Annotated in this window: 14 protein-coding genes; all 14 read left to right on the top strand. The window is 47.0% G+C overall.

Annotation, left to right across the window (positions count from 1 at the left end; genetic code table 11):
- The first annotated feature begins 33 nt into the window (after window positions 1–33).
- The 14 genes from CS562_RS23325 to gyrA all read left to right on the top strand — a co-directional run bounded on the left by CS562_RS23325 (window position 34) and on the right by gyrA (window position 22357).
- Window positions 34–2772, top strand: a complete 2739-nt coding sequence (locus CS562_RS23325) for an S-layer homology domain-containing protein (RefSeq protein WP_099858374.1) — start codon at window positions 34–36, stop codon at window positions 2770–2772.
- Window positions 2773–2935: 163 nt separating this feature from the next.
- Complete coding sequence (gene nth / locus CS562_RS23320; protein ID WP_076288987.1) at window positions 2936–3631, top strand: endonuclease III; 696 nt, start codon at window positions 2936–2938, stop codon at window positions 3629–3631.
- A gap of 23 nt (window positions 3632–3654) precedes the next feature.
- A complete protein-coding gene (locus CS562_RS23315; protein ID WP_024630585.1) occupies window positions 3655–3927 on the top strand; it encodes a hypothetical protein in 273 nt (90 codons plus the stop codon).
- Between the two features lie 295 nt (window positions 3928–4222).
- Window positions 4223–7894, top strand: a complete 3672-nt coding sequence (locus CS562_RS23305) for a dynamin family protein (protein ID WP_099858372.1) — start codon at window positions 4223–4225, stop codon at window positions 7892–7894.
- A gap of 321 nt (window positions 7895–8215) precedes the next feature.
- A complete protein-coding gene (locus CS562_RS23300) occupies window positions 8216–9988 on the top strand; it encodes an ABC transporter ATP-binding protein (protein WP_076288990.1) in 1773 nt (590 codons plus the stop codon).
- A complete protein-coding gene (locus tag CS562_RS23295) occupies window positions 9985–11835 on the top strand; it encodes an ABC transporter ATP-binding protein (RefSeq protein WP_076288991.1) in 1851 nt (616 codons plus the stop codon). Before CS562_RS23300 ends, CS562_RS23295 begins: the two co-directional genes overlap by 4 nt.
- Window positions 11836–11971: 136 nt before the next feature.
- The gene (purT, locus tag CS562_RS23290; RefSeq protein WP_076288992.1) at window positions 11972–13159 is read left to right on the top strand and encodes a formate-dependent phosphoribosylglycinamide formyltransferase; all 1188 of its coding nucleotides are present in this window, start codon (window positions 11972–11974) and stop codon (window positions 13157–13159) included.
- A complete protein-coding gene (locus tag CS562_RS23285; protein ID WP_062328403.1) occupies window positions 13149–13607 on the top strand; it encodes a GNAT family N-acetyltransferase in 459 nt (152 codons plus the stop codon). The genes purT and CS562_RS23285 overlap by 11 nt, the downstream gene beginning before the upstream one ends.
- A 347-nt stretch (window positions 13608–13954) precedes the next feature.
- Window positions 13955–14764: a CAP domain-containing protein gene (locus CS562_RS23280; protein WP_099858371.1), complete on the top strand. Its 810-nt coding sequence runs from the start codon at window positions 13955–13957 to the stop codon at window positions 14762–14764.
- 247 nt (window positions 14765–15011) lie between these two features.
- Entirely contained in the window at window positions 15012–15878 is an 867-nt protein-coding gene (locus CS562_RS23275) for a GDSL-type esterase/lipase family protein (protein WP_076288993.1), read from the top strand.
- The gene (locus CS562_RS23270) at window positions 15879–16844 is read left to right on the top strand and encodes an ABC transporter ATP-binding protein (RefSeq protein ID WP_099858370.1); all 966 of its coding nucleotides are present in this window, start codon (window positions 15879–15881) and stop codon (window positions 16842–16844) included.
- The gene (locus CS562_RS23265; protein WP_063563174.1) at window positions 16837–17826 is read left to right on the top strand and encodes an ABC transporter permease; all 990 of its coding nucleotides are present in this window, start codon (window positions 16837–16839) and stop codon (window positions 17824–17826) included. The genes CS562_RS23270 and CS562_RS23265 overlap by 8 nt, the downstream gene beginning before the upstream one ends.
- A gap of 76 nt (window positions 17827–17902) precedes the next feature.
- A complete protein-coding gene (gene parE, locus CS562_RS23260) occupies window positions 17903–19882 on the top strand; it encodes a DNA topoisomerase IV subunit B (RefSeq protein ID WP_099858369.1) in 1980 nt (659 codons plus the stop codon).
- A gap of 12 nt (window positions 19883–19894) precedes the next feature.
- Window positions 19895–22357 carry a DNA gyrase subunit A gene (gyrA, locus tag CS562_RS23255; protein ID WP_076288996.1) on the top strand — a complete coding sequence of 821 codons (2463 nt, stop codon included), beginning with the start codon at window positions 19895–19897 and terminating at the stop codon, window positions 22355–22357.
- The last annotated feature ends 122 nt before the right edge of the window (window positions 22358–22479 follow it).

The raw sequence follows: 22479 nt of genomic DNA, 5'->3' as shown, positions 1-22479 counted from the left end.
TCGGCCGTTTTACATGAGAGAGGGGAATCACAGGTGACTTTTAAATATAACAATCCATCACACTCTAAAAAAGTAGTTTCAGCCGTGCTTGCAGGCATGATGGCCCTTAGCGCCGGCGGAGCTGCCATGGCAGCAGAATCAACAGATACGGGGCAAGGTCAGACTGCAACTGTAAGCAATACAGCTGCACCAACCGGTTTGTTCAGTGATATCAAGGTCGGATATTGGGCCGAGAAACATGTGTACAAACTGGCCTATCAAGGCATTCTTCTCGGTAACAACGGCCTGTTCCGTCCGGGAGACGCGGTAACGCAGCAGGAAGCTGTGACGATGGCGATCCGTTTTATGAACAAGGAGGACCAGTTGAACGACAGCACGGCTACGGCATTACCGACAAATATGGAAGTGGGAAACTATTTCAAGCCATATGTCGCTTTGGCGCTTCAACTGGGACTGATTGATAAAACTGAAGAATCTACAGTGGATGTGTCCAAAACATCCTGGGGGCAGAAGCAGGCATCACGTGAATGGATTACAAAATTGCTGATCCGTTCGTTGAACAAAGATGCTGAAGCGAAGGCCCAAAACAATCAATCTACCGGATTCGCTGATAATGATAGCATTTCCGAAAGTGGCAAAGGGTATATCAATCTGGCTGTAAGTTTGGATCTGGCCAAAGGTGTAGATGGCAACAAATTTAATCCAACCGGTTCTGTAACTCGTGCCCAACTCGCTACATTCTTTAGCCGCGGCGAAACTTTAACGGATACGAAGTATGCGAACACATTCACGGGTTATGTAACTGGATTAAAAGATGGGCAGATCACACTGGTTGTGGACGGAAAAGCTGTTAACTTCGCAGTGAACAGCAGTACGCCTTACTTTACAAAAGACAGTGAATCCCGTGCATCGTCTACGGATGTGAAGCTGTATACAAAAGTTCAGATTGTAGGTACTACGGGTACAGCCTCATATGTAGAAGTGGTTGATGCTACACCGCAGGTAGAAAGCATTGAAGGTACATTTGCTCGTTCATTGTCAGGTAATAAAATTGGCTTGTTTGTAGGCGAGAATTATGAAACATACGGCTATGATGAGGCAACAGCATTTATCGATCAAAACGGGAATGCAATCAAACTGTCTGATATTACAGCAGACAGCACCATTGAAGTACAACGTGAGACGTTCTCGGCTGACAAAAAGACAGTTGTTGTTCGTGTGAAGTCCGGAATTGTCAACAAAAGTGATAGTGGTGTCGTTGCTGAAGTCACGACTTCTGCCAAAACGATTAAGCTTACCAATGCAGCGGGAACTACAGAGCAATACACGTATAACGATAATCTGATCATTCGATATCAAGACCGAATCCTTTCCTTGGCTGAGCTCAAAGCGGGAAGTGCAGTGAAGTATACGGTGAAAGACAGCATCCTGCAAACAATTGAATTGTCGCAAGGTGTAGAGCAGTCTTTACGCGGTACACTGGTGGAGATCGGTGGAAACCAATCGACACTGACGTTTAAACGTGAAGGTGGATCGCTGGAAGCGAAGCTGCTTGCAGAAAAACCGGAAGTAGTTATTAACGGAATCCAGGATGCTACGCTGAATGATCTGATTACAGACGCAACTAATGGAGATCAGGTTGAACTTACGCTAAACTCTGAAGACCGTGTAACGCGCATTCAAGTGATCGGACGTCAGATGGAGCCAATGAACGGAGTTTCCGTTGTATCCTACAACAGTAAAACAAAAGTTTTGACGGTTCTGGACGGCAATAAAAAACCGTTTGTGTTCACGCTGGATGACAAAACGAAGCTGGACTACAACACATCGAAGCCTACACTTGCTGGATTGGAGTCTTTGTTGAATGATGGTCGCAAATTGGATCTGACGTATGTGGGAACTCGTGCGTTATCCGTTAAAGTGATCTATAAATACGAAGGCACAATCAGCAGTATTGATACTGCGGGTAGAAAAATCAGTTTGTTGTCTGGAAACCAGACGATCACGGTGCCGTACTCTACGGTTCCAACAATAGAGATTTACAACAAATCTGGAGCAAGTCTGAGTGACCTGAAGATCGGTGATAGTGTCACAGTTACGCTGGGTTCGAATCAGGACTATGTACAGAAAGTGGCTTTGAACACCGTGGCTCAATTTGAAGTAGTTTCTGTAGAGACGAATGGTCGTGTTCGTGTGAAATCGGATTCGCTGACAAGTCAGTTCTATGTCGATCAAGCGGTTCTGACAGGAGAAAGTGGTCAGACTATTACGGTCTCTCAATTGACAGCCGGCAACCTGATTAACGTTACATTTGAGGGAACTACGCCTAAAGCGGTTCAAGTCGTTAAACGTACGCTAGCGGAGGTTACATCTGTTGACGCTTCGTCAGTTACACTGAAACTGTTCAATGGTCAAAGTGAGACGGTTCCTGTTAGTGGTTCTGTAAAAGTGGTTAAATCGGGATCTACGTTAACCACACTTGGCAGTCTTACTGTAGGTGATCGTGTTGAAATGACGAAAGATACGGATAATTCTACCCGTTTTAGAGTGTTGACAGTCATGAGCAAACAGTTCTGGTCTTATGATGGAGTAGGCAACCAAATTTTGGTTAAACGCGAGTCCACATCTGACACAAATTATCGTTTTGCACTGGGTACAGGCGCATTTGTTCACCAGGGTGACAACACTTTAAGCGTGCAATCTCTCAAAGATAATGATAATATTGTATTGTATCTCCTGAACAACGTTGTACTGGAGATTCAAAAACAGTAATCGTTTCTTTTCGAGGATCAAAAGAATGACCGTCTTGATGCGGGATCTTTCCCGTATCAAGACGTTTTTTTTGCAAGATTTTTGGGGTCCCCGCAAAGTACTCGAAAAAAGCTTCGAAGTAAGGCTCCACCGTGTGGAGTCATTTTGTGGGAGGTAGCTCTTCATGAATGCAGCCACTGTAAGACATATACTCGAAACAATGGAAGCGATGTTTCCTGATGCACATTGCGAATTAAATCACAGCAATGCGTTTGAATTGACTGTAGCCGTCCTATTGTCTGCCCAGTGCACCGACGAAACGGTAAACAAGGTAACCGCAGACTTGTTCAAAAAGTACACCAGTCCTGCCGATTATCTGTCTGTTCCTCTCGAAGAACTGGAACAGGATATCCGGCGTATCGGTTTGTACCGAAACAAGGCCAAGCATATTCAGAACATGTGCCGAATTTTAATAGAGCAGTATGGCGGTGATGTACCGCAGGAACATGATCAGCTTGTGACGCTACCTGGTGTCGGGCGGAAAACTGCAAATGTCGTTGTATCCAATGCATTTGGAGTCCCGGCAATTGCGGTGGATACGCATGTTGAACGTGTATCCAAAAGGCTGGCACTGGCAGGTTGGGATGACTCCGTACTTGAAGTCGAGAAAAAACTGATGAAGCGCGTACCCCGGGATGAGTGGACTTTAACTCATCATCGGTTCATATTTTTTGGACGCTACCATTGCAAGGCACAAAACCCTCAATGTCATGTCTGTCCATTACTGGACATATGCAGAGAAGGTAAAAAGCGTATGAAAACGTCCCAAATCAGGAAAGATAAGGAACGTGTCACAACCCCAAAACGAAAAATAAATTAATGAGTAGAAGAGGATGAGTAATCATGAAATGCATTTCCGTGTACACTGACAATTTTGAGGCCTTCTCCGATATTTTTGAACAAATCGTTGAACAGGAAATGGCTGAAAACGAAGAAAAAGAAGTAGAAGGTATCACTGTAAGCCATTCTGGCGATGTTCCTGAACATTATCTCGAGCGTATGTCCACGAAACCAGAAGTGGTTGTCATGAGAGACAAAGGTCGTGACATTACGATTTTGCAGCATGGCCAAGTATTTGAAATTTTGCTGCCTTCGATGGAGAATGCTGTTTCTTAAGAGGTTTGGAATAATAAGATATGCTGCTTCTATGTCACTGGGTTATCCTTTTGAAGTTGATCCAATTGGGCATGGAAGCAGCATGCTTCTTATGGAATACAATCGTTTCACAGATAAAACCGACAGGATCGGTTTTATTTTTTTATGTGGAGAATTGCGATGTGTAATTTTCGATGTCAGTCATCTTGCATTCAAAGCGTTCAATTTCAAACTTGATAATGGTAAAATAAATGAATTATAAGATAAAGACATCGGACCAGATGTCAAATTAGAGGAGCCAGGGGGAAGGCCAGTCATGTCCAGAACAGATTACCCAGTAGAGATGGCCAAACCTCTGCTTCCACTGCGAGAAGCGATGGAGCAGACAGGGGACCATACAGCTGTACAGGCTTTAACGGATTTGATCAGTAAGGCGGAAATGAAACAGTTAACGATTGCGTTTTGTGGACACTTCTCGGCAGGTAAATCGAGTCTGATTAATAGTTTATGTGGCAAGCGGGTGTTGCCTTCGAGTCCTGTACCTACAAGTGCGAATGTAGTATCCATCCGTAATGGTGAGCCAAGAGCACTTATTTATACGTCATCGAACGTAAGCGCTGACAATTCAGCGGGAGTTCTTGAGGTTTCGCCAGAACAATTGGAAGAGTATTGCAAGAATGGTGGGGCATACACCTCCATTGAAGTATGGGATGACATTCCCCTACTGAAAAATGATGCGGTATTACTTGATACGCCAGGTGTTGATTCGACCGATCAGGGGCACAGCCTAGCAACACATTCAGCACTTCATCTTGCTGATGTGGTGTTCTATGTGATGGATTATAACCATGTGCAATCGGAAAGCAACCTTTCTTTTGCCAAAAGTCTATCCGATTGGGGCAAACCGTTGTTTCTTATCGTGAACCAGATTGATAAACATCGGGACCGGGAGCTATCGTTTGACCAATATGTTGAAGGTGTAGAAGCTATTTTTGCAGCCTGGGAAGTTCGGTATGATGGACTGCTGTTTACTTCGCTTCGGGACAAGGAGCATCGTTACAGCCAGTGGAAGCAGCTTCCTCAACTGATTGAACATATGATGAAGGAGAAGGAAGGGTTAATCAAGCATAGCCTTGCAAGCTCTGCGAGCCATGTGACCGAGCAGCATCTGACAAGACAGGCAGAGGAACGCGAAGAGGAAGAGGCAGCGCTTTTGGAGGAAGTTGGGGGCAAGGAAGGTATTGAACGCTTGGAACGGGAACTGGGTCTCCTGGATCAAAAAGAAGCAGAACTACGTTCCAAACCATCACGTGAACGGGAGAAGTTTCGGGCAGAGCTGGAGCCCCTTCTGGCGAATGCGAACCTGACACCGGCCGATATTCGTACCTCTGCGGCGGCTTATTTGGAGAGCCGTAAACCCGGTTTCCGGGTAGGCTTATTGTTCTCTGGTGGTAAGACCGAGCAGGAGAAGCAGCGTCGGGCTGCTGAGCTTGTGAGACTCTTGCAAGATCAGGCATCAGGACAAGTTGAGGTGCATATTCGTACCATGCTTAGACAGTTGGGTGAAGCACATCAGCTGTGGGGTGCTGAGTGGGAGCAGGCGCTGAACGCGGAGCTGCCTGCGGTAGATGAAGCACTGCTGGAGATGAAACGAAGCGCCAGTGCAGAGGTATCTCCCGAGTATGTGCTTCAATTCAGCAAGGATATACGGGGCGAGATTGAGGCCCGTTACCGCAGGGCGGCCATGATGCTGGCCGACCGCTTGCTTGAAGCGCTGGGCGCGCAGGGCGAAGCAGCGCTCCAGGCGCTGGACGCCAGCCGCACCGCGCTCCTGGCGCAATCCGCCTCGGCGGCGCGCTACACGGCGCTACAGCGCGCCGCCGAGGCCGAGGCAGCAGGGCTGCGCAGCCTGCTGCCTCCTGCGGGCCCCCTCACCTCCGGGCTGTTGCCGGAGGTGCAGGGCCCGCCCGTGCCCGCGCACGAGCCGGGTGAAGCACCCGGCCCTTACGCGGGCACGGCAGAGTCTGTGGCTGCGCAGCCACAGACTCCAGGGGCACCGCCGCCGCGCAAAACGGCGGTGCCTGGGCAGCCGGCGGCTGGCGCACAGCGCCGCCGGCGCCTGGATGCAGCGGCGGCACGGCTGGAAGCCGCCGCTGCGCTGGTAGAGCCGTACCCCGCCATGGGGTCGGCGGTACGGGATCTGCGTGCACGCGCGGCTTCGCTTGCGGGCGGCACGTTTACGCTGGCGCTGTTCGGAGCGTTCAGCGCCGGCAAGTCCTCCTTCGCCAACGCGTTGCTGGGCGAAGCTGTGTTACCGGTCTCGCCGCATCCAACGACAGCGGCAATTAACCGGATCATGGCTCCGTCCGGTGGCGCGGAGCATGGAACTGCCCGGGTCCGGATGAAGACCCCGGACGCCTTCCAGGAGGATCTTGCGTATTCCTTCCGTTTGCTTGGACTGGGTGAGCCTGGGGCAGACTGGCAAAAACGGGTCAAAGCCCTTTCACCACAGGATGTGCATCCGGCAGGGCGTCCGCATTACAGCTTTTTGCAGGCAGCCGCAGCAGGCTGGGAGGATACCGCAGCTCAACTCGGCCAGGATGTGCTGGTGGATCTGAACGGATATCGTAACTTTGTCGCTAATGAGAAGAAGTCTTGCTTTGTCGACAGTATTGACCTGTACTACAGTTGTGATGTAACAGAACAAGGTATAGTCCTTGTCGATACGCCAGGGGCTGACTCCGTGAATGCCCGTCATACGGGTGTCACTTTCAATTATATGAAGAATGCGGATGCACTCATTTTCGTAACGTATTACAATCATGCCTTCTCTCAGGGAGACCGACAGTTCCTGAATCAATTGGGACGCGTGAAAGACAGCTCAGCGATGGATCAGATGTTCTTTGTGGTTAATGCGACTGATTTGTCTTCCTCTGAAGAGGAGTTGGAGCAGGTTCTTGACCATGTGAGTACTCAGCTGCGCAGTAATGGCATTCGGGCACCACGCTTATTTCCTGTATCCAGCATGCAGGCAATGGAAGGCAAGACAGGCAACGATGCGACATTGCTGGAGCAATCCGGCTTCATTCGGTTCGAGGAAGAATTTAACCGGTTTGCAGGAAGTGAGCTTGCGGACCTTGCGGTTGGTGGGGCTTCTGAAGAGATCGCACGGGTGATCAAACGACTGAAGACACGTGCCGAGGATGCGACCCAGGGGGAAGAGGTTCTACAGCGACGTCGGGATGAGCTGGGCTCAATCCAGGAACAGTCCCTTCAGAGGGTACATTTGCTCGCGGAACGGTCCATGAAGGCAGAACTGGCCCAGGAAACGGCTGAACTGCTGTTCCATGTGCGGCAGCGCCTGGGTTATCGTTTTGGGCTGTTCATGGCAGAAGCGTTCCATCCATCCGTTCTTCGTGAGGATCGCGGGAATCTGAAAGCAGCCTTCGCTGCCTGTGGTCGAGAACTGTTGCGCATGATTGCCATCGAACTGGAGCAGGAACTGCTTGCCACTACACTCAGACTCGAACAGGCAGGTCAGTCCTGGCTGCACAAGCAAGTGACCGAATGTGTAGATGAACTGAAACGATTGTCCGGAGGCATGGATCTGTCGTTGCCGCTGAACGAACGCTGGAGTACACCTGTTTTGGAAGAGGTGCGTTTGGAAGAACCTTCGGGTTGGAAAGCGTATCTGAGTTATTTCCGAAATCCGAAACAGTTTTTCGAAGGAGATGGACGACAGCGGCTGCAGGAGACACTTGACCCCGTTATTAAGCAGATGGTGATCGATGTTCTGCCTGCTGCGGAGAATAAGCTGGTCCAGTTCTATGACAACCAGCTTGGTCAGTCTTTGCAGCATCAATCCCGTCAATTGGAAGAGAGACTTGAGGAGGCCGTTGGTGCCCTACATGAGACAATGACCAGTGGAATTCCTGCCGAAGAATGGGAGAGTCTGTCTGTACAACTGGGGCAGATTGAACGTGAATAAAAGGTATTCAAATCCATGTCTGTATGTAAACGGTTGAAAAGCGGAATGAGTTGTACTGTGATATTTTGAAATGTTGTCGTTGTACCAAAAAAGGCCCCTGCCTCTAAAGGCATACAGGGAGCCTTTTTTTGTACGAACAACCTGAAAGGAAGAGAATATTCAAACATTTGATTGATAGGAGGGTATCTACCTTCCTTAATGACGCATTAAGGTGAAAGTAGCCTGAATATGGTCGCTTATTCGCTTTGCCGCGAATGGGGGACGGTGATAAACTTCATAAATGTTCATACTGTTTTTGAACGATATAAGAGGAGGAGAGACATGGATGTTCTCAGGCAATTGCAGATTTTTTTCTGGGAGAAGCGCACGTATTTATTTTTATCGATCTTATGCCTCGCCATAGCGACCGCGCTTGGACTGGTGTATCCGAACCTGCTAAGGATTCTGATTGATGACGTCATCACTCCGCGCAATTTTGAAGACGTTCCCAAACTTGCTTTAACGGTATTAGGTGTCGTTATTCTGAAAGCGGGAATGCAGTTTTTACACGGTCTTTTTGGAGGGCGTCTCGGGAACTTCCTGGCGTACCGACTTCGTAACGCTTGTTACGAAAAGCTTCAATTTTTATCCTTCCGGTATTACGACACGGCCAAAACGGGAGATTTGATGTCCCGCCTCACGGGAGATCTCGAAGCGATCCGTAACTTTATCGGATTTGGCTTCGCTCAAATTCTCAACATGGTTCTGATGGTCGTATTCGGCGCAATCATGATGATGACCATGAGTTGGAAGCTTACCTTGCTAACGCTCATATGTATTCCTCTGCTTGCCTTCGTTGCGCTGAGGTTCGAATCCCGAATTCACCCTGCATTCCAAGAAATGCGGCTGGCACTCAGCTCTCTGACGACAGCAGTACAGGAGAATATTACAGGTGTGCGTACTGTAAAGTCATTTGCACGTGAACCTCACGAAGTGGAGAAGTTTTCCGTTCGTAATGAGCGTTACAAAACGAACCAGATTCATGCAGCAACATTATGGAGTCAGTATTTTCCGATCATGGAGATTCTCGCTTCGGTCAGCGTAGTTCTTCTGCTCCTCATTGGTGGGAACATGGTTATTCAGAAATCGTTAACACTCGGTCAACTCGTTGCCTTTTTCAGTTTGATCTGGTACATAATCGGTCCAATGTGGAACCTTGGTTTCCATATCAATAACTATACGCAATCCAAAGCATCGGGTGAACGGGTGTTGGAACTTTTGAATACGCCGGTAGATGTACAAGAGACAGAAGATCCGGTCATTGTAGAGGCTGATCAAGTTAAAGGGCATGTGACCTTTGAATCCGTTACCTTTGCCTACGGCAATAAAATGCCGGCAGTGACCGATATCAACTTTGATGCGCCACCAGGCTCCGTCATTGGCTTCCTGGGAGGAACAGGCTCGGGTAAATCAACTATTATTCAGCTCCTAATGCGTGCATATAACGTGAACTCGGGCACTATCAAGCTGGACGGCAAAAATATTAAGGACATTGGAATTCGCAGCCTGCGGAGTCAGATTGCTTCTGTGTTCCAGGAGACGTTCCTGTTCTCTTCCAGCATTCGCAACAACATTTCATATGGACTCAAAAATGTAACCATGGATGAAATTATCCGTGCTGCCAAACTGGCCAAAGCGCATGAGTTCATCATGGAATTCCCTGAAGGATACGATACGGTTGTAGGGGAGCGGGGAATGGGCTTGTCGGGAGGACAAAAACAGCGGATTGCAATTGCTAGAGCTCTGCTGAAAAACCCGAAAATTCTCGTTCTGGATGATGCAACCAGTGCAGTCGACATGGAGACCGAACATGAAATTCAATCCGGATTCCAGGAAGTCATGCGTGGAAGAACGACGTTTATCATTGCGCATCGGATCTCTTCCCTGCGTCACGCAGATGAGATTTTGGTACTGGATGAAGGACGTGTCGTTCAACGTGGAACACATAAAGATCTCATTGAAGAGCCTGGGCCTTACCGGGACGTATATGAGATTCAATACGCAGATTATATTGCCCGCGGTAAGCGGGAGGCTGGGGAGCAGGTGAATTCATGAGTGCCGAAACGGTAGCCGATAGGCGCGAGGTCAAAGAGACCTCTGACAAGAAAATGAATGAACGTTTTGTATATCAGGACGACGAAATAATTGAAAAACCGTTTAACTGGCGTGAGTTCGGACGTCTGTTCTCTTACATGAAACCTTATGCAAGACAACTCTTGCCACTCATTATCCTAATGATGATTTTGGGTACCATTACGAAATTGTCCGTTCCATTCTTGATCAGTTTGGCGATTGATAAAGCGATTGCACCTGCAACGGGGTTGCCAAGCTTGACGATGCTCTATATTATTGCTGGTTCTGTGCTTGTGTTATACCTGATCCAATGGGCGGCTAATACGTACCGAATCAAATTAACGAACATTATCGGGCAACGTGTCATTTATGATCTTCGCTCGGATCTGTTCAAACATATCCAGAAGTTGTCCTTTAACTTCTTTGACAAAAGACCTGCGGGTTCGGTATTGGTGCGTGTCACCAATGATATCAACTCCCTGCAGGACCTGTTCACCAACGGTGCGGTCAATGTCATGATTGACTGTGTGCAGCTGCTCGGTATTATCGTCATTTTGCTGCTGATCAACTGGAAACTGGGCCTCGCGGTCATTATTACAGTTCCACTCATGTTTATTATTTCGACCAAACTGCGTGTGTTGATCCGCCGTGCCTGGCAGGATGTACGTATGAAGAACTCACGCATCAACTCCCATTTGAATGAATCCATTCAGGGGATTCGTGTGACTCAGGCCTATACGCAGGAAAAAGAAAACATGAAGTATTTTGACAACATGAATCTGTCGAGCAAAAAATCATGGGATAGAGCATCGGCCATGAACCAAGGCTTTGGTCCTCTGATTGAAATTACGGGCGGCTTCGGAACGTTAATCCTGTTCTGGTTTGGTGCTTATCTGATTCAAGAGGGGCAGCTGACAATCGGATTGCTCGTAGCTTTTGCCAACTATGTCGGCAACTTCTGGGACCCGATTAACCGTCTGGGACAGATGTACAATCAATTGCTCGTTGCCATGGCTTCCTCCGAACGGATCTTCGAGTTTATGGATGAGGAGCCAAGTATTGCAGATAAACCTGGAGCCAAGCCGCTTGCTTCTATTAAAGGAGATATTGTATTCGATAATGTCGTGTTTGAATATGAGAAGGGCAGACAGGCGCTGAAGGGAATCAGTTTCGCTGCAGCTGCCGGACAATCGATTGCACTTGTAGGTCATACGGGTTCAGGTAAAAGTACCATTATCAATCTGATCAGCCGATTCTATGACATTTCAGGCGGACGTCTTACCATTGATGGTCAGGATGTAAGAGATGTAACGGTCGAAAGTCTGCGCAGCCAGATCAGTATTGTGTTGCAGGATACGTTTATCTTCTCTGGCACCATTCGCGATAATATTCGTTTTGGACGGCTTGATGCAACTAATGAAGAAGTGGAAGAAGCTGCGAAGGCTGTTAATGCCCATGAATTTATTATGAAGCTGCCGGGTGGATACGATACGGAAGTCGAAGAACGTGGGAATGTATTATCCATGGGACAACGCCAATTGTTATCCTTTGCCCGTGCCTTGCTGGCTGACCCTCGAATCTTGATTTTGGATGAAGCGACTGCCAGCATCGACACCGAAACGGAGCTCAAAATTCAGGAGGCTTTGAAAGTGCTGCTGCAAGGAAGAACTTCCTTTATGGTGGCCCACCGTCTCTCGACGATCCGAAATGCAGATAACATTATCGTGCTGGATCATGGTGAAATCAAGGAAGAAGGAAACCATGAGCAACTTATCCAGAAACAAGGAGTTTATAATGGATTAATAGAAGCTCAATACAGATTTTTGTAAAAATTGATCGAAAAAACACAAAAAATCTTGTAAAATTCACAAGAAAAATAGGGAGCACTCTTGCATTCTTTAACCAAAACCCCGAAAATAGAGAGATAGATATAGAAGATTTCTCTTTGGGAGGATTGGAAAGAACATGTGGGGTGCTCCATTTTCGGCTCAAGCCAAAAAAATGCTGCTATTGGGCAGCGGAGAATTGGGAAAAGAGGTCGTTATTGAGGCCCAACGACTGGGAGTAGAGACGATCGCTGTTGATCGTTACGAAAATGCACCTGCCATGCAGGTAGCGCATCGGTCTTACTGCATCGACATGTTAAATGCCGAAGCTCTGAAACAGTTGGTCCGAAAGGAACAACCTCATTACATCGTACCTGAGATTGAAGCAATCGCAACAGAAGCATTACTCGAGCTTGAGGAAGAAGGATTTTGTGTCGTTCCTACGGCGCGTGCTGCCCGTTTAACGATGGATCGCGAAGGCATCCGCCGTCTGGCAGCAGAACAATTGAATCTTCCGACAGCGGCCTATCTTTTTGCGGACAACCTGGAACAACTTCAGGAAGCTGTTCGTGAATTGGGTACACCATGTGTCATTAAACCACTAATGAGTTCTTCCGGTAAAGGGCAGAGTGTATGCCGTACATCGGATGACGTAGAGGATTGCTGGAACATTGCTCTTTCGGGAGCACGTGGCAAATCCGTACGAGTCATTGTGGAAAGCTTTGTGAAGTTTGACAGCGAAATTACGCTGCTCACTGTTAGATCTGTCTCAGGGACTGTATTTTGTCCCCCGATTGGTCACATTCAGAAAGATGGGGATTATGTCGAATCGTGGCAGCCTCATGCGATGACACCGGAGCAATGGGAACAAGCTTGTCATATTGCCAAGTCTGTTACGGATGAACTCGGTGGTTATGGACTGTTCGGAGTCGAATTATTCCTTACATCAGATGGAGTCGTGTTCAGCGAGGTATCGCCACGTCCGCATGATACAGGCATGGTTACTATGGTAACGCAAGATAGTTCCGAGTTTGCGCTGCATGTGCGTGCAATTCTTGGTTTTCCGGTCACTGGTGTACATTTATTGACACCCGGAGCTTCAGCAACGCTGAAGGCTAATGATGAAACATCTGACTTTACTGTAGGCGGGATTGAAGAAGCACTGGCGCTTCCTCGTACTCAGGTTCGTGTATTTGGCAAACCTGAGACCAAAGTGGGACGCCGAATGGCCGTAGCATTAAGTGCCGGCCAAGATGTGGAAGAAGCTCGTAAAACAGCGGTACAAGCCGCTAATATGCTGAAAGTGGAGGTAAATCATGTCCAATAATGTTGAGGCCCCTGTACTGATGATCCGAGAGTGTGAACTGCGAGATGCTGAAGCGGTAACGGGACTGATGCGAGAGGTCAGCTATCCCACAACAGCCAATGTCATGAAAGAGCGCATTGAATGTTTGGAAAGTAATCCAAACGCATGCATGCTTGTTGCCGAAGTGGATGAACAGATTATTGGTGTGATTGGCTTGCAATGTGTGCAAAGTCATGCCTATCCAGAACCTGCCGCACAAATTACGTCCTTGATAGTAGGGCAAGAACATCGTGGGGGCGGAATTGGCCGTCGTCTGATGGCTCGTGCCGAGGATTGGGGCAGACAGCAAGGTGGGAAACAATTGTTTGTCACCGGAGCGAACCGTGAAGTGACTTCAACAACCTATTCTTTCTACGAGCATATTGGTTTCCAGAAGAGAGGTTACCGTTTCAGTAAAGTCCTTCTATAGAAAAAGAGTTTTATTATATCGCGATCTTCACGTTTTTCGTGTGGTGAATGATAAATAAAAGATAAGTGGCATTCGGCGATTTTTTGTCCGGATGCCATTTTTTTATGCCGTATTTTAAGGTTGATGGTTAGAGTTTTAGTTGATATACCAGCGTTTTAAGAGCTGATTGCAGGATTGGGTGCAATGTACTATAAACCGTCTACACCCACTTGAAACAGCTTGTAAAAATGACAAAAAAGTTACTTTTCCATAATTTATGGGTTCACAATCTACTATTCACTTGATATACTCCTAGAGTATTAATTACAAAGTTGTCATAACTAATATTCCTAAGGAGATGAATGAATTTGAAGAAGAAATGGATGAAAACCGTGGTAACCAGCAGTCTGACAGCCGTACTCGCCGTAGGGGTTATGCTCCCTGCTTCCGCTTCCGCTGCAGATGCATCATATAAAACAACTATTAAAACTGCAACGTTTAAAATTACGAGTACGGATAGCTTAAAAGCGTACATTGAACAGTGGCTGAAAGATAATGGTTACACTGTATCCACTGGCGAAGGGCAAACAACGGTAGAGAAGCCTGCAACACAGCCTGATCAAACAACTAAGCCTGATCAAACAACTAAACCTGCTCAACCAACAACACCTGCAAAACCGGTAACACCTGCAAAGCCAACTCAAGAAGAGAAACCGGCAACTACTCCAGCCAAAGATCCTTCAAATACTGGAACTGGAACTGGAACGACTACAGGTAATACAGGTAACAGTGGTAGCGAGAGCACACAATCGGATTTTGCAGCTCAAGTTGTAAAACTTGTGAACGCTGAACGTGCCAAAGCTGGCCTGGGCGCATTGGCTTCCGATGCTCTTTTGGACAAAGTGGCTGTAGCCAAAGTTAAAGATATGAGCAACAACAATTATTTTGATCACCAATCACCGACCTATGGTTCTCCGTTTGACATGATGAAACAATTCGGAGTAACTTACAGCTATGCTGGCGAGAATATCGCGAAAGGGCAAAAAACACCTCAAGAGGTTGTTACAGCTTGGATGAATAGCGAAGGCCACCGTGCGAATATCCTAAGCAAAAACTTTACGAAAATTGGTGTTGGATTCTACAACGGATATTGGGCTCAAGAATTTATCGGTAACTAATTCATTTTATTGAAGAATATTTTGATTTTAGTTCAAAAAAAGGTTATGTCATCACAGCTCGAAGCTGTGCGTGACATAGCTTTTTTTTGTAAAAGCATATTTGAAACTGAATTCTGCTTAATACAGCGGCAAAATTTGCAAATTAACGACAGAACATTTATGTTATTTAGAAAAAGCGTCATCTTAATGTAAAATCATTTTAAATTTTAAGCACCCAGCCAGGTGTACATGAGCGGAGATGTGATGAATGAAAAAAAGAAATCTTGATTCAGCGCCATGGATCTGGAGAACCATTAGCACTGTATCCATATTGACAACATTGCTGCTGTTATTTGGATTTGGATACGCCATTAAAGACGTCATTTTTCCTGAGGGAGATGCCCAATTAGGTACAGGACAGCAGACAACGACACCTGCCAAGGATAGCGGGCAATCAACACCTGTGGTGAAAGATGGCAAAATTCGAATGGCTGTAATCGGTGATTCCCTGGCAAGAGGTACGGGGGATGATGAGGGACTTGGTTTTGTAAGGCGGGCAGGTAATTTGCTCAAAGATCAGGGATATGATGTGCAAGTGCTTAACAATATGGGTGTGAATGGTTTGAGAACAGACGCATTGTTGAGCAAGCTAGATGAACAGGGCGTACGTTATGTCTTACAACAGTCCAACTTTATTCTGTTGTCGATCGGAGCCAATGATCTGTTCCAGGGTGGACAGGTTCTACAGGGAGAAGACGCTCCAACGGCAGAGACACTTGCTGCGGCATTACCGGAGACGTCGAAGCGTTTGCAGGAGATTTTGAAGAAAGTGAAAGAAATTAACCCTGATGCACAGATTGTCTACATAGGGTTATACAATCCGTTTGGGGATGTAAAAGAACTCAAAGAGCCAGGAAATGCGGTTGTAGCTGCATGGAACGATGCTGCAATGAAGGTTCTGAACAACGAGGACAAAATGACACTTGTGCCTACATTTGATCTGTTTGAAAATCATCTGGGACAATATCTGTCGTCAGATCATTTCCATCCCAATGGAGTAGGGTACGAGCAAATTGCGGTTCGAATTGCACAGGAATATCAGGCAGAGACTCCAGCAGAAGGGAGCGGAAAATAAATGGCACAAGAACAGACTGATTCCGTATTGTCCGTGCAGCATCTGAAGAAAAAGATTGGACGCAAATGGATTATTAAGGATGTTACTTTTGACGTTAAACCAGGCGAAATTTTTGGTTTTCTGGGGCCCAATGGTGCCGGGAAAACAACAACCATTCGGATGTTAGTCGATCTGATTAAACCGACAGAAGGTAAAATTCAAGTTTGTGGGTATGATGTCAACCGGGATCCTGAACGGGCCCTGAAATATGTGGGTTCCATTGTTGAAAACCCGGAAGTGTACACGTATTTGACCGGATGGGAGAATCTTGAACATTTTGCACGTATGCAGCCAGGGGTGGATAATGACCGTATTCAGGAAGTTGTAGATATTGTACGCCTCGATCAGCGGATTCATGATAAAGTAAGAACCTACTCTCTGGGGATGCGTCAACGACTTGGCATTGCACAGGCATTGCTTGGTCGCCCACGGCTGCTGATTCTGGATGAGCCAACGAACGGACTTGATCCCAAAGGGATTAAGGAACTTCGTGTCTTTATCAAACAGCTTGCAAGCGAAGGCATGGCAGTATTCGTCAGTAGTCATTTGCTCAGCGAGATCCAGCTTCTTTGTGACAGGGTGGCAATTATCAGTGCCGGGCGAGTGCTTGCAGTTGGCGGCGTCAATGAACTGATTGAAGACCATTCCAAATTGGCAATATGGCATGTTACTCCGTTGGAGGAAGGTAAAAAAATGCTGTTGAATGCAGGTATTTCGCTGGTGGATCGGCCTGCTGATGTTATGGACGATACCATTGTTGCAGGGCTTGGTCTAAATGCGGTCGTTGCTGAAATGCATGAAGATCGGATTCCGGCCCTAGTCCAGCAAATGGTGAAAGCCGGAATTCAGGTTGAAGGAGTGCAGCGGATTCAGCCTACGCTGGAACAGCTATTCTTAAAAATGACAGAAGGTGAATCCATTGAGTAACATCATGCCGCTGATCCGAAACGAAACGATCAAGATGGTAAAGAAAAAACGTCTTTATATTATTTTTATCGTACTTGCGGTCCTGGTTCCGATGTTTACGTATGCCCAAATGAAATCTGCGGAAAATAATCGTGACAAGTTTGGCGGCGACTGGCGGCTTGAACTGCAACAAGCCATTACGGATAATCAGAACTCGCTTGGCAGTGACCGGGTACCTGAAGAGTACAAAAAGTACAGGACTGTGTACATCCAGCAAATGCAATACTATCTGGAGAATGACATCAATCCGAAGGAGCCTGGTGGTGTAACTTTTACGCGGGAATTCATGAATAACGCCGTTGGATTGTTTATCCCACTGCTCATTATGGCAATTGCTTCGGATCTGGTATCGGGTGAGCGCACCACAGGTACGATTAAAATGCTTCTGACCCGTCCCGTCAAACGTTGGAAAGTGTTGCTGAGTAAGCTCATCACGTTGATTATGTTCGTGTCGATTATTGTGGTGTCGGCGTACGTTATCTGTTATGTCATCTCGGGAGCGGTATTCGGATATAAAGGTTTCGGTATGCCGATCTTTACCGGATTCAAGGTTGTGGGTACAGATGTCGATATGTCAGCAGTCCATGCTGTGGACCAGTGGTTGTATATGCTAATGCAGGCAGGGCTGATCTGGTTCGTCAGTATCATTGTGGCGATGCTTGCCTTCATGGTCTCTGTATTAGTGCGAAGTACAGCAGCAAGTATTGTCATCATGATGGCAGCACTCATAGCAGGAACTATTCTCACCAGTATGGCTGCATCCTGGCAGTCAGCCAAATATTTGTTTATGGTTAACCTCGAACTTCCGAATTATTTGTCTGGCGGATTGCCACCAATCGAAGGGATGAATTTAGGTTTTTCCCTTATTGTGCTTAGTGTTTGGGGCATTGCTTCACTCTTTGTGTCATTCATTGTCTTTACGAAACGGGATATCTTGAATTAAAATGGACAAGGATAAGAAAACATCTGTTTGCATTTCAGGCATTTTTTTAGTTGCAAGTTAAGAAGGGGGAGCATGAATGGTCGAGCAAATCGATATGTCGGCAGGTTCGACAGGCGGAGGACAAGGGTCTTCAGGCTACGACGCGGACGACATTCAAGTACTTGAAGGACTGGTAGCGGTACGGAAACGGCCGGGGATGTACATCGGCAGCACCAGTACTTCGGGTCTACATCATTTGGTATGGGAAATCGTGGATAACGCTGTCGACGAACATCTCGCCAAATTCTGCTCCAAAATCGATATCACGCTGCATAAGGACGGTTCTGTTACGGTTCAGGATAACGGAAGGGGAATTCCGACAGGTATACATAAAACAGGGATTCCTACTCCCCAGGTCGTGTTTACGATTTTGCACGCAGGCGGAAAGTTCGGTGGATCAGGATATAAAAAATCCGGCGGTTTGCACGGTGTAGGTGCGTCAGTTACAAACGCATTGTCCGAATGGCTTGAAGTCGAGATTTTCCGTGATGGCAAGATTCATCGTCAACGATTCGAGTATTGGCAAGACAAAAAAGGCGTTGAGCATGTCGGAGAACCGGTGTCTGGTCTCGAAGTATTGGGCAATACCAATCGAACGGGAACCAAAGTTACGTTTAAACCGGATATTCGGGTGTTCCAGAACGGCATTCAATTTAATTATGATACACTGGCAGAACGTCTTCAGGAGATTGCTTTTCTGAATTCGGGTCTGAGAATTGTGCTCAAGGACGAACGGTCAGGCAATCAGGATGAGTACATGTACGAAGGCGGAGCAAGCCAGTTTGTTGCTTTTCTTAACGAAAATAAAGATGTGCTGCATGATGTCATTCACTTCTATGCGGAGAAGGATGACATTGAGGTCGAAGTAGCGATTCAGTATAACGCGGGTTATACCGAAACGCTGGCGTCGTTCGTGAACTCGATTCCCACTAGGGGCGGCGGTACACATGAGACCGGATTCAGAGCAGCTTATACACGTGTGATGAATGACTACGCACGGCGTACCAGCATGATTAAGGAAAAAGATAAAAACCTCGAAGGTAATGATCTTCGTGAAGGCATGATGGCAGTCATCAGTGTCAAAATGTCGGAGGTTGAATTCGTTGGACAAACGAAGGATCAACTCGGTAGCGCTTCCGCGCGTAGCGCAGTAGATTCTGTCGTGTCCGAGAACATCCAACGGTTTTTGGAAGAAAACCCGCAGGTTGCGCAAACGTTGATTCGCAAAGCGGTTCAAGCTTCCAGAGCCAGAGAAGCTGCACGAAAAGCTCGGGATGAGATGCGAACCGGCAAAAAACGTAGTGAAAGCTCCAACCTGAACGGCAAACTGACTCCGGCACAATCCAAGGATTTTACCCGGAATGAATTGTTTATCGTCGAAGGGGATTCCGCAGGGGGTTCAGCCAAACAGGGACGTGATTCCAAGATTCAGGCGATACTCCCGCTTAAGGGTAAACCACTCAATCCGGAAAAAGCGAAATTGGCTGATATCCTCAAAAATGAAGAATATCGTGCCATTACATCGGCCATCGGAGCAGGTATTGGAACCGAATTTGCAGTTGAAGACAGCAATTATTCCAAAATCATAATTATGACAGATGCCGACACAGATGGCGCACATATACAGGTATTGTTGCTGACTTTCTTCTACCGCTATATGAAACCGCTCATTGATGCAGGCAAAATATATATCGCTCAGCCGCCATTATACAAACTCACACGCAAATCAGGAAAAATGGCTAGTGTACGTTATGCCTGGACTGATGAAGAGCTGGCGAATTACATGAAAGAATTTGGAAACAATGTGGAGCTTCAACGTTATAAAGGACTTGGCGAGATGAACCCGGATCAACTGTGGGAGACAACGATGAACCCTGAAACACGCGCATTGCTCAAAGTAGAAATTGTCGATGCAGCAAAAGCGGAACGTCGTGTATCTACACTCATGGGTGATAAGGTTGATCCGCGCAAACGCTGGATTGTAGAGAACGTCGACTTTACAGAGTACGAAGAATAGAAGGTGCTTGGAATGAGTCTATCAGAACAATTTATGCCGGCCTTTCTCGAAGAGGTCGTAGGTGACCGTTTCGGTCGCTACTCCAAATACATTATTCAGGACCGAGCCATTCCCGATGTACGGGATGGATTGAAGCCAGTGCAGCGGCGTATTCTTTACGCAATGTACGATTCAGGTAATACACCGGAGAAACCATATCGGAAGTCCGCAAAAACAGTTGGGGATGTTATGGGTAATTACCATCCTCACGGGGATTCCTCCATCTATGATGGTATGGTACGGATGGCACAGCCATGGAAAATGGGGCATATGCTCGTGGACGGTCATGGAAACTGGGGGTCACAGGATGATGACCCGGCAGCGGCCATGCGGTATACGGAGGCCCGTTTGTCGCCCATCGCAATGGAGATGCTTCGCGATATCGAGAAACGGACTGTTCTGTTTAAGGATAATTTTGATAATACCGCCAAAGAACCGGTTGTATTACCATCTCGTTATCCGAACCTGCTGGTCAATGGTGTAAGTGGGATATCGTCTGGTTTTGCAACGGAGATTCCTCCACATAATTTGCGTGAAACCATTGATGCTTGTATTGCTGTGATGGAGAAGCCGTCGATTGAACTGGATGAGATCATGATGTTTATGAAAGGTCCGGATTTTCCGACAGGTGGGCTAATCATGGGCGGCGACGGCATTCTGGATGCTTACCGTACAGGTAAAGGCCGGATTTATCTCCGCTCCAAAACCGATATCGAGAATATGCGCGGTGGCAAACAGCAAATCGTGATTACGGAGATCCCTTATCAGGTCGTAAAATCCCGTCTGGTTACAGCGATGGAGAACATTCGGCTTGAGAAAAAGGTTGAAGGAATTGCCGAAGTACGGGATGAAAGTGGGCGTGAAGGCCTGCGGATCGTGGTTGAGCTGAAAAAAGAAGCAGATGCACAAGGTATTTTGGCTTATTTGCTGAAGAAAACCGACTTGCAGGTCACTTACAACTTCAATATGGTTGCGATTGTAAACAAAGCCCCTCAGCAATTGGGATTGAAATCAATCCTCGAAGCTTATATTGCCCATCAGCGTGAAGTTGTGACGTTCCGTACCCGCTTTGAGCTGGAGAAGGCGGAAGACCGTGCACATGTCCTGGAAGGTCTGGTAAAAGCTCTTAACATCCTTGATGAGGTCATTGCGGCTATTAAAGCTTCGAAGAACCGTCAGGATGCTCAAAATAACCTGATGTGGATGTTTGGTTTCTCCGAGCGTCAAGCGGATTCCATTCTGACTTTGCAATTATACCGATTGACCAATCTGGAGATTACTTCTCTGGAAAAGGAACTCGGCGAACTGATGAAGAAGATCGCGCAATTACGCTCCATTCTGGATAGTGATCGCAAGCTGATCGGGGTCATTCGCAAAGAGCTGATGGAGATTCGTGAGAAATACGGAATTGACCGTCGCTCAGCTATTCAGGGCGAAGTGGAAGAACTCAAGGTTAATCTGGAAGTGCTGGTGAACGCGGAAGATGTATTTGTCACTTTGTCCAAAGAGGGATACATCAAGCGTACAGGCATGCAGTCATTCACACGATCCGGCGGGGAACGTAACGCAAGTGGTGTGAAGGAAGGCGATTATATCGCTCAGGTCCTTGAAGTTAACACGCTGGAGAACTTGCTTGTATTTACGAAAAAAGGCCAGTATTTCCTGTTACCTGTGCATCAGGTACCGGAATTCAAGTGGAAAGACCCGGGGACGGCGATCGTCAACGTTATTCCGCTGGCAAAAGACGACCGGATCTCAAGTGTGCTTGCTGTTAAATCCTTCGAAGAGCCGGATCATAGTCTGGTCTTTGTCACCCGCAAAGGACAGGTTAAACGTACCGAGCTGAAGGAATACGTCACCAAGCGTTCCGGCGCAGTAGCCGCATGCAAAGTCGGCAAAGATGATGAGGTATTATCCGTTCATCTAAGTACAGGTGGCAAGGATATCATGCTGATCACCAAAGAAGCCATGGCTATCCGTTTCCGTGAGGATGAAGTAAATCCGATGGGGCGTGTATCTGGAGGCGTACGTGGTATTCAGTTAAAAGAAACGGATGAAGTTGTATCTGTTCTGTGGGTGGAAGGCGATGAAGGTGAGGTTGCTATATTGTCTGACTTGGGTTATGGCAAACGCTCGTTACTGCTGGATTATGCTCTGCAGAGCCGTGGCGGCAAGGGACTGGCAACATTTGAATTCAAGGAAGGCAAACGTGTGAAACCGAACGGTAGCCGAATTGCCGGAGCGTTCTATTGTCGAGAACAACGAAATGTAACGGTGATGACCAAGGAAGGTCAATCACATCACATTTCTTCCGAAGCTGTACCTATTACTGAACGGAAACATATTGGTAAATTGCTTGTGCATGTGGACAAACAGGATGAAATTGTGGAGCTTATCATGGATCTTACAGAGAACCAGGCAGCTTCTTCCTCCTAATCAGGATTCAATAAAGACTCTTTACAAAGCAGGGAAACCTGTCATGTGAAGAGTCTTATTTTGTTGTTCAGACGCGGATTAAAAGAGGACCACCATGCGAAGTTTAACAACCTTCGTCGATT

The organism is Paenibacillus sp. LK1 (assembly GCF_002750415.1).
GTDB classification, from domain to species: domain Bacteria; phylum Bacillota; class Bacilli; order Paenibacillales; family Paenibacillaceae; genus Paenibacillus; species Paenibacillus taichungensis.
The sequence above is the reverse complement of the archived record's forward strand: the minus strand, read 5'-3'. Positions and strand labels throughout refer to the sequence as shown.

Bases quoted from the DNA above. Each gene is read 5' to 3' on its own strand.
- parE (WP_099858369.1), top strand. From the start codon at position 17,903: ATGGTCGAGCAAATCGATATGTCGGCAGGTTCGACAGGCGGAGGACAA.
- gyrA (WP_076288996.1), top strand. From the start codon at position 19,895: ATGAGTCTATCAGAACAATTTATGCCGGCCTTTCTCGAAGAGGTCGTA.
- nth (WP_076288987.1), top strand. From the start codon at position 2,936: ATGAATGCAGCCACTGTAAGACATATACTCGAAACAATGGAAGCGATG.
- CS562_RS23270 (WP_099858370.1), top strand. From the start codon at position 15,879: ATGGCACAAGAACAGACTGATTCCGTATTGTCCGTGCAGCATCTGAAG.
- purT (WP_076288992.1), top strand. From the start codon at position 11,972: ATGTGGGGTGCTCCATTTTCGGCTCAAGCCAAAAAAATGCTGCTATTG.
- CS562_RS23275 (WP_076288993.1), top strand. From the start codon at position 15,012: ATGAAAAAAAGAAATCTTGATTCAGCGCCATGGATCTGGAGAACCATT.
- CS562_RS23295 (WP_076288991.1), top strand. From the start codon at position 9,985: ATGAGTGCCGAAACGGTAGCCGATAGGCGCGAGGTCAAAGAGACCTCT.
- CS562_RS23315 (WP_024630585.1), top strand. From the start codon at position 3,655: ATGAAATGCATTTCCGTGTACACTGACAATTTTGAGGCCTTCTCCGAT.
- CS562_RS23305 (WP_099858372.1), top strand. From the start codon at position 4,223: ATGTCCAGAACAGATTACCCAGTAGAGATGGCCAAACCTCTGCTTCCA.
- CS562_RS23285 (WP_062328403.1), top strand. From the start codon at position 13,149: ATGTCCAATAATGTTGAGGCCCCTGTACTGATGATCCGAGAGTGTGAA.
- CS562_RS23300 (WP_076288990.1), top strand. From the start codon at position 8,216: ATGGATGTTCTCAGGCAATTGCAGATTTTTTTCTGGGAGAAGCGCACG.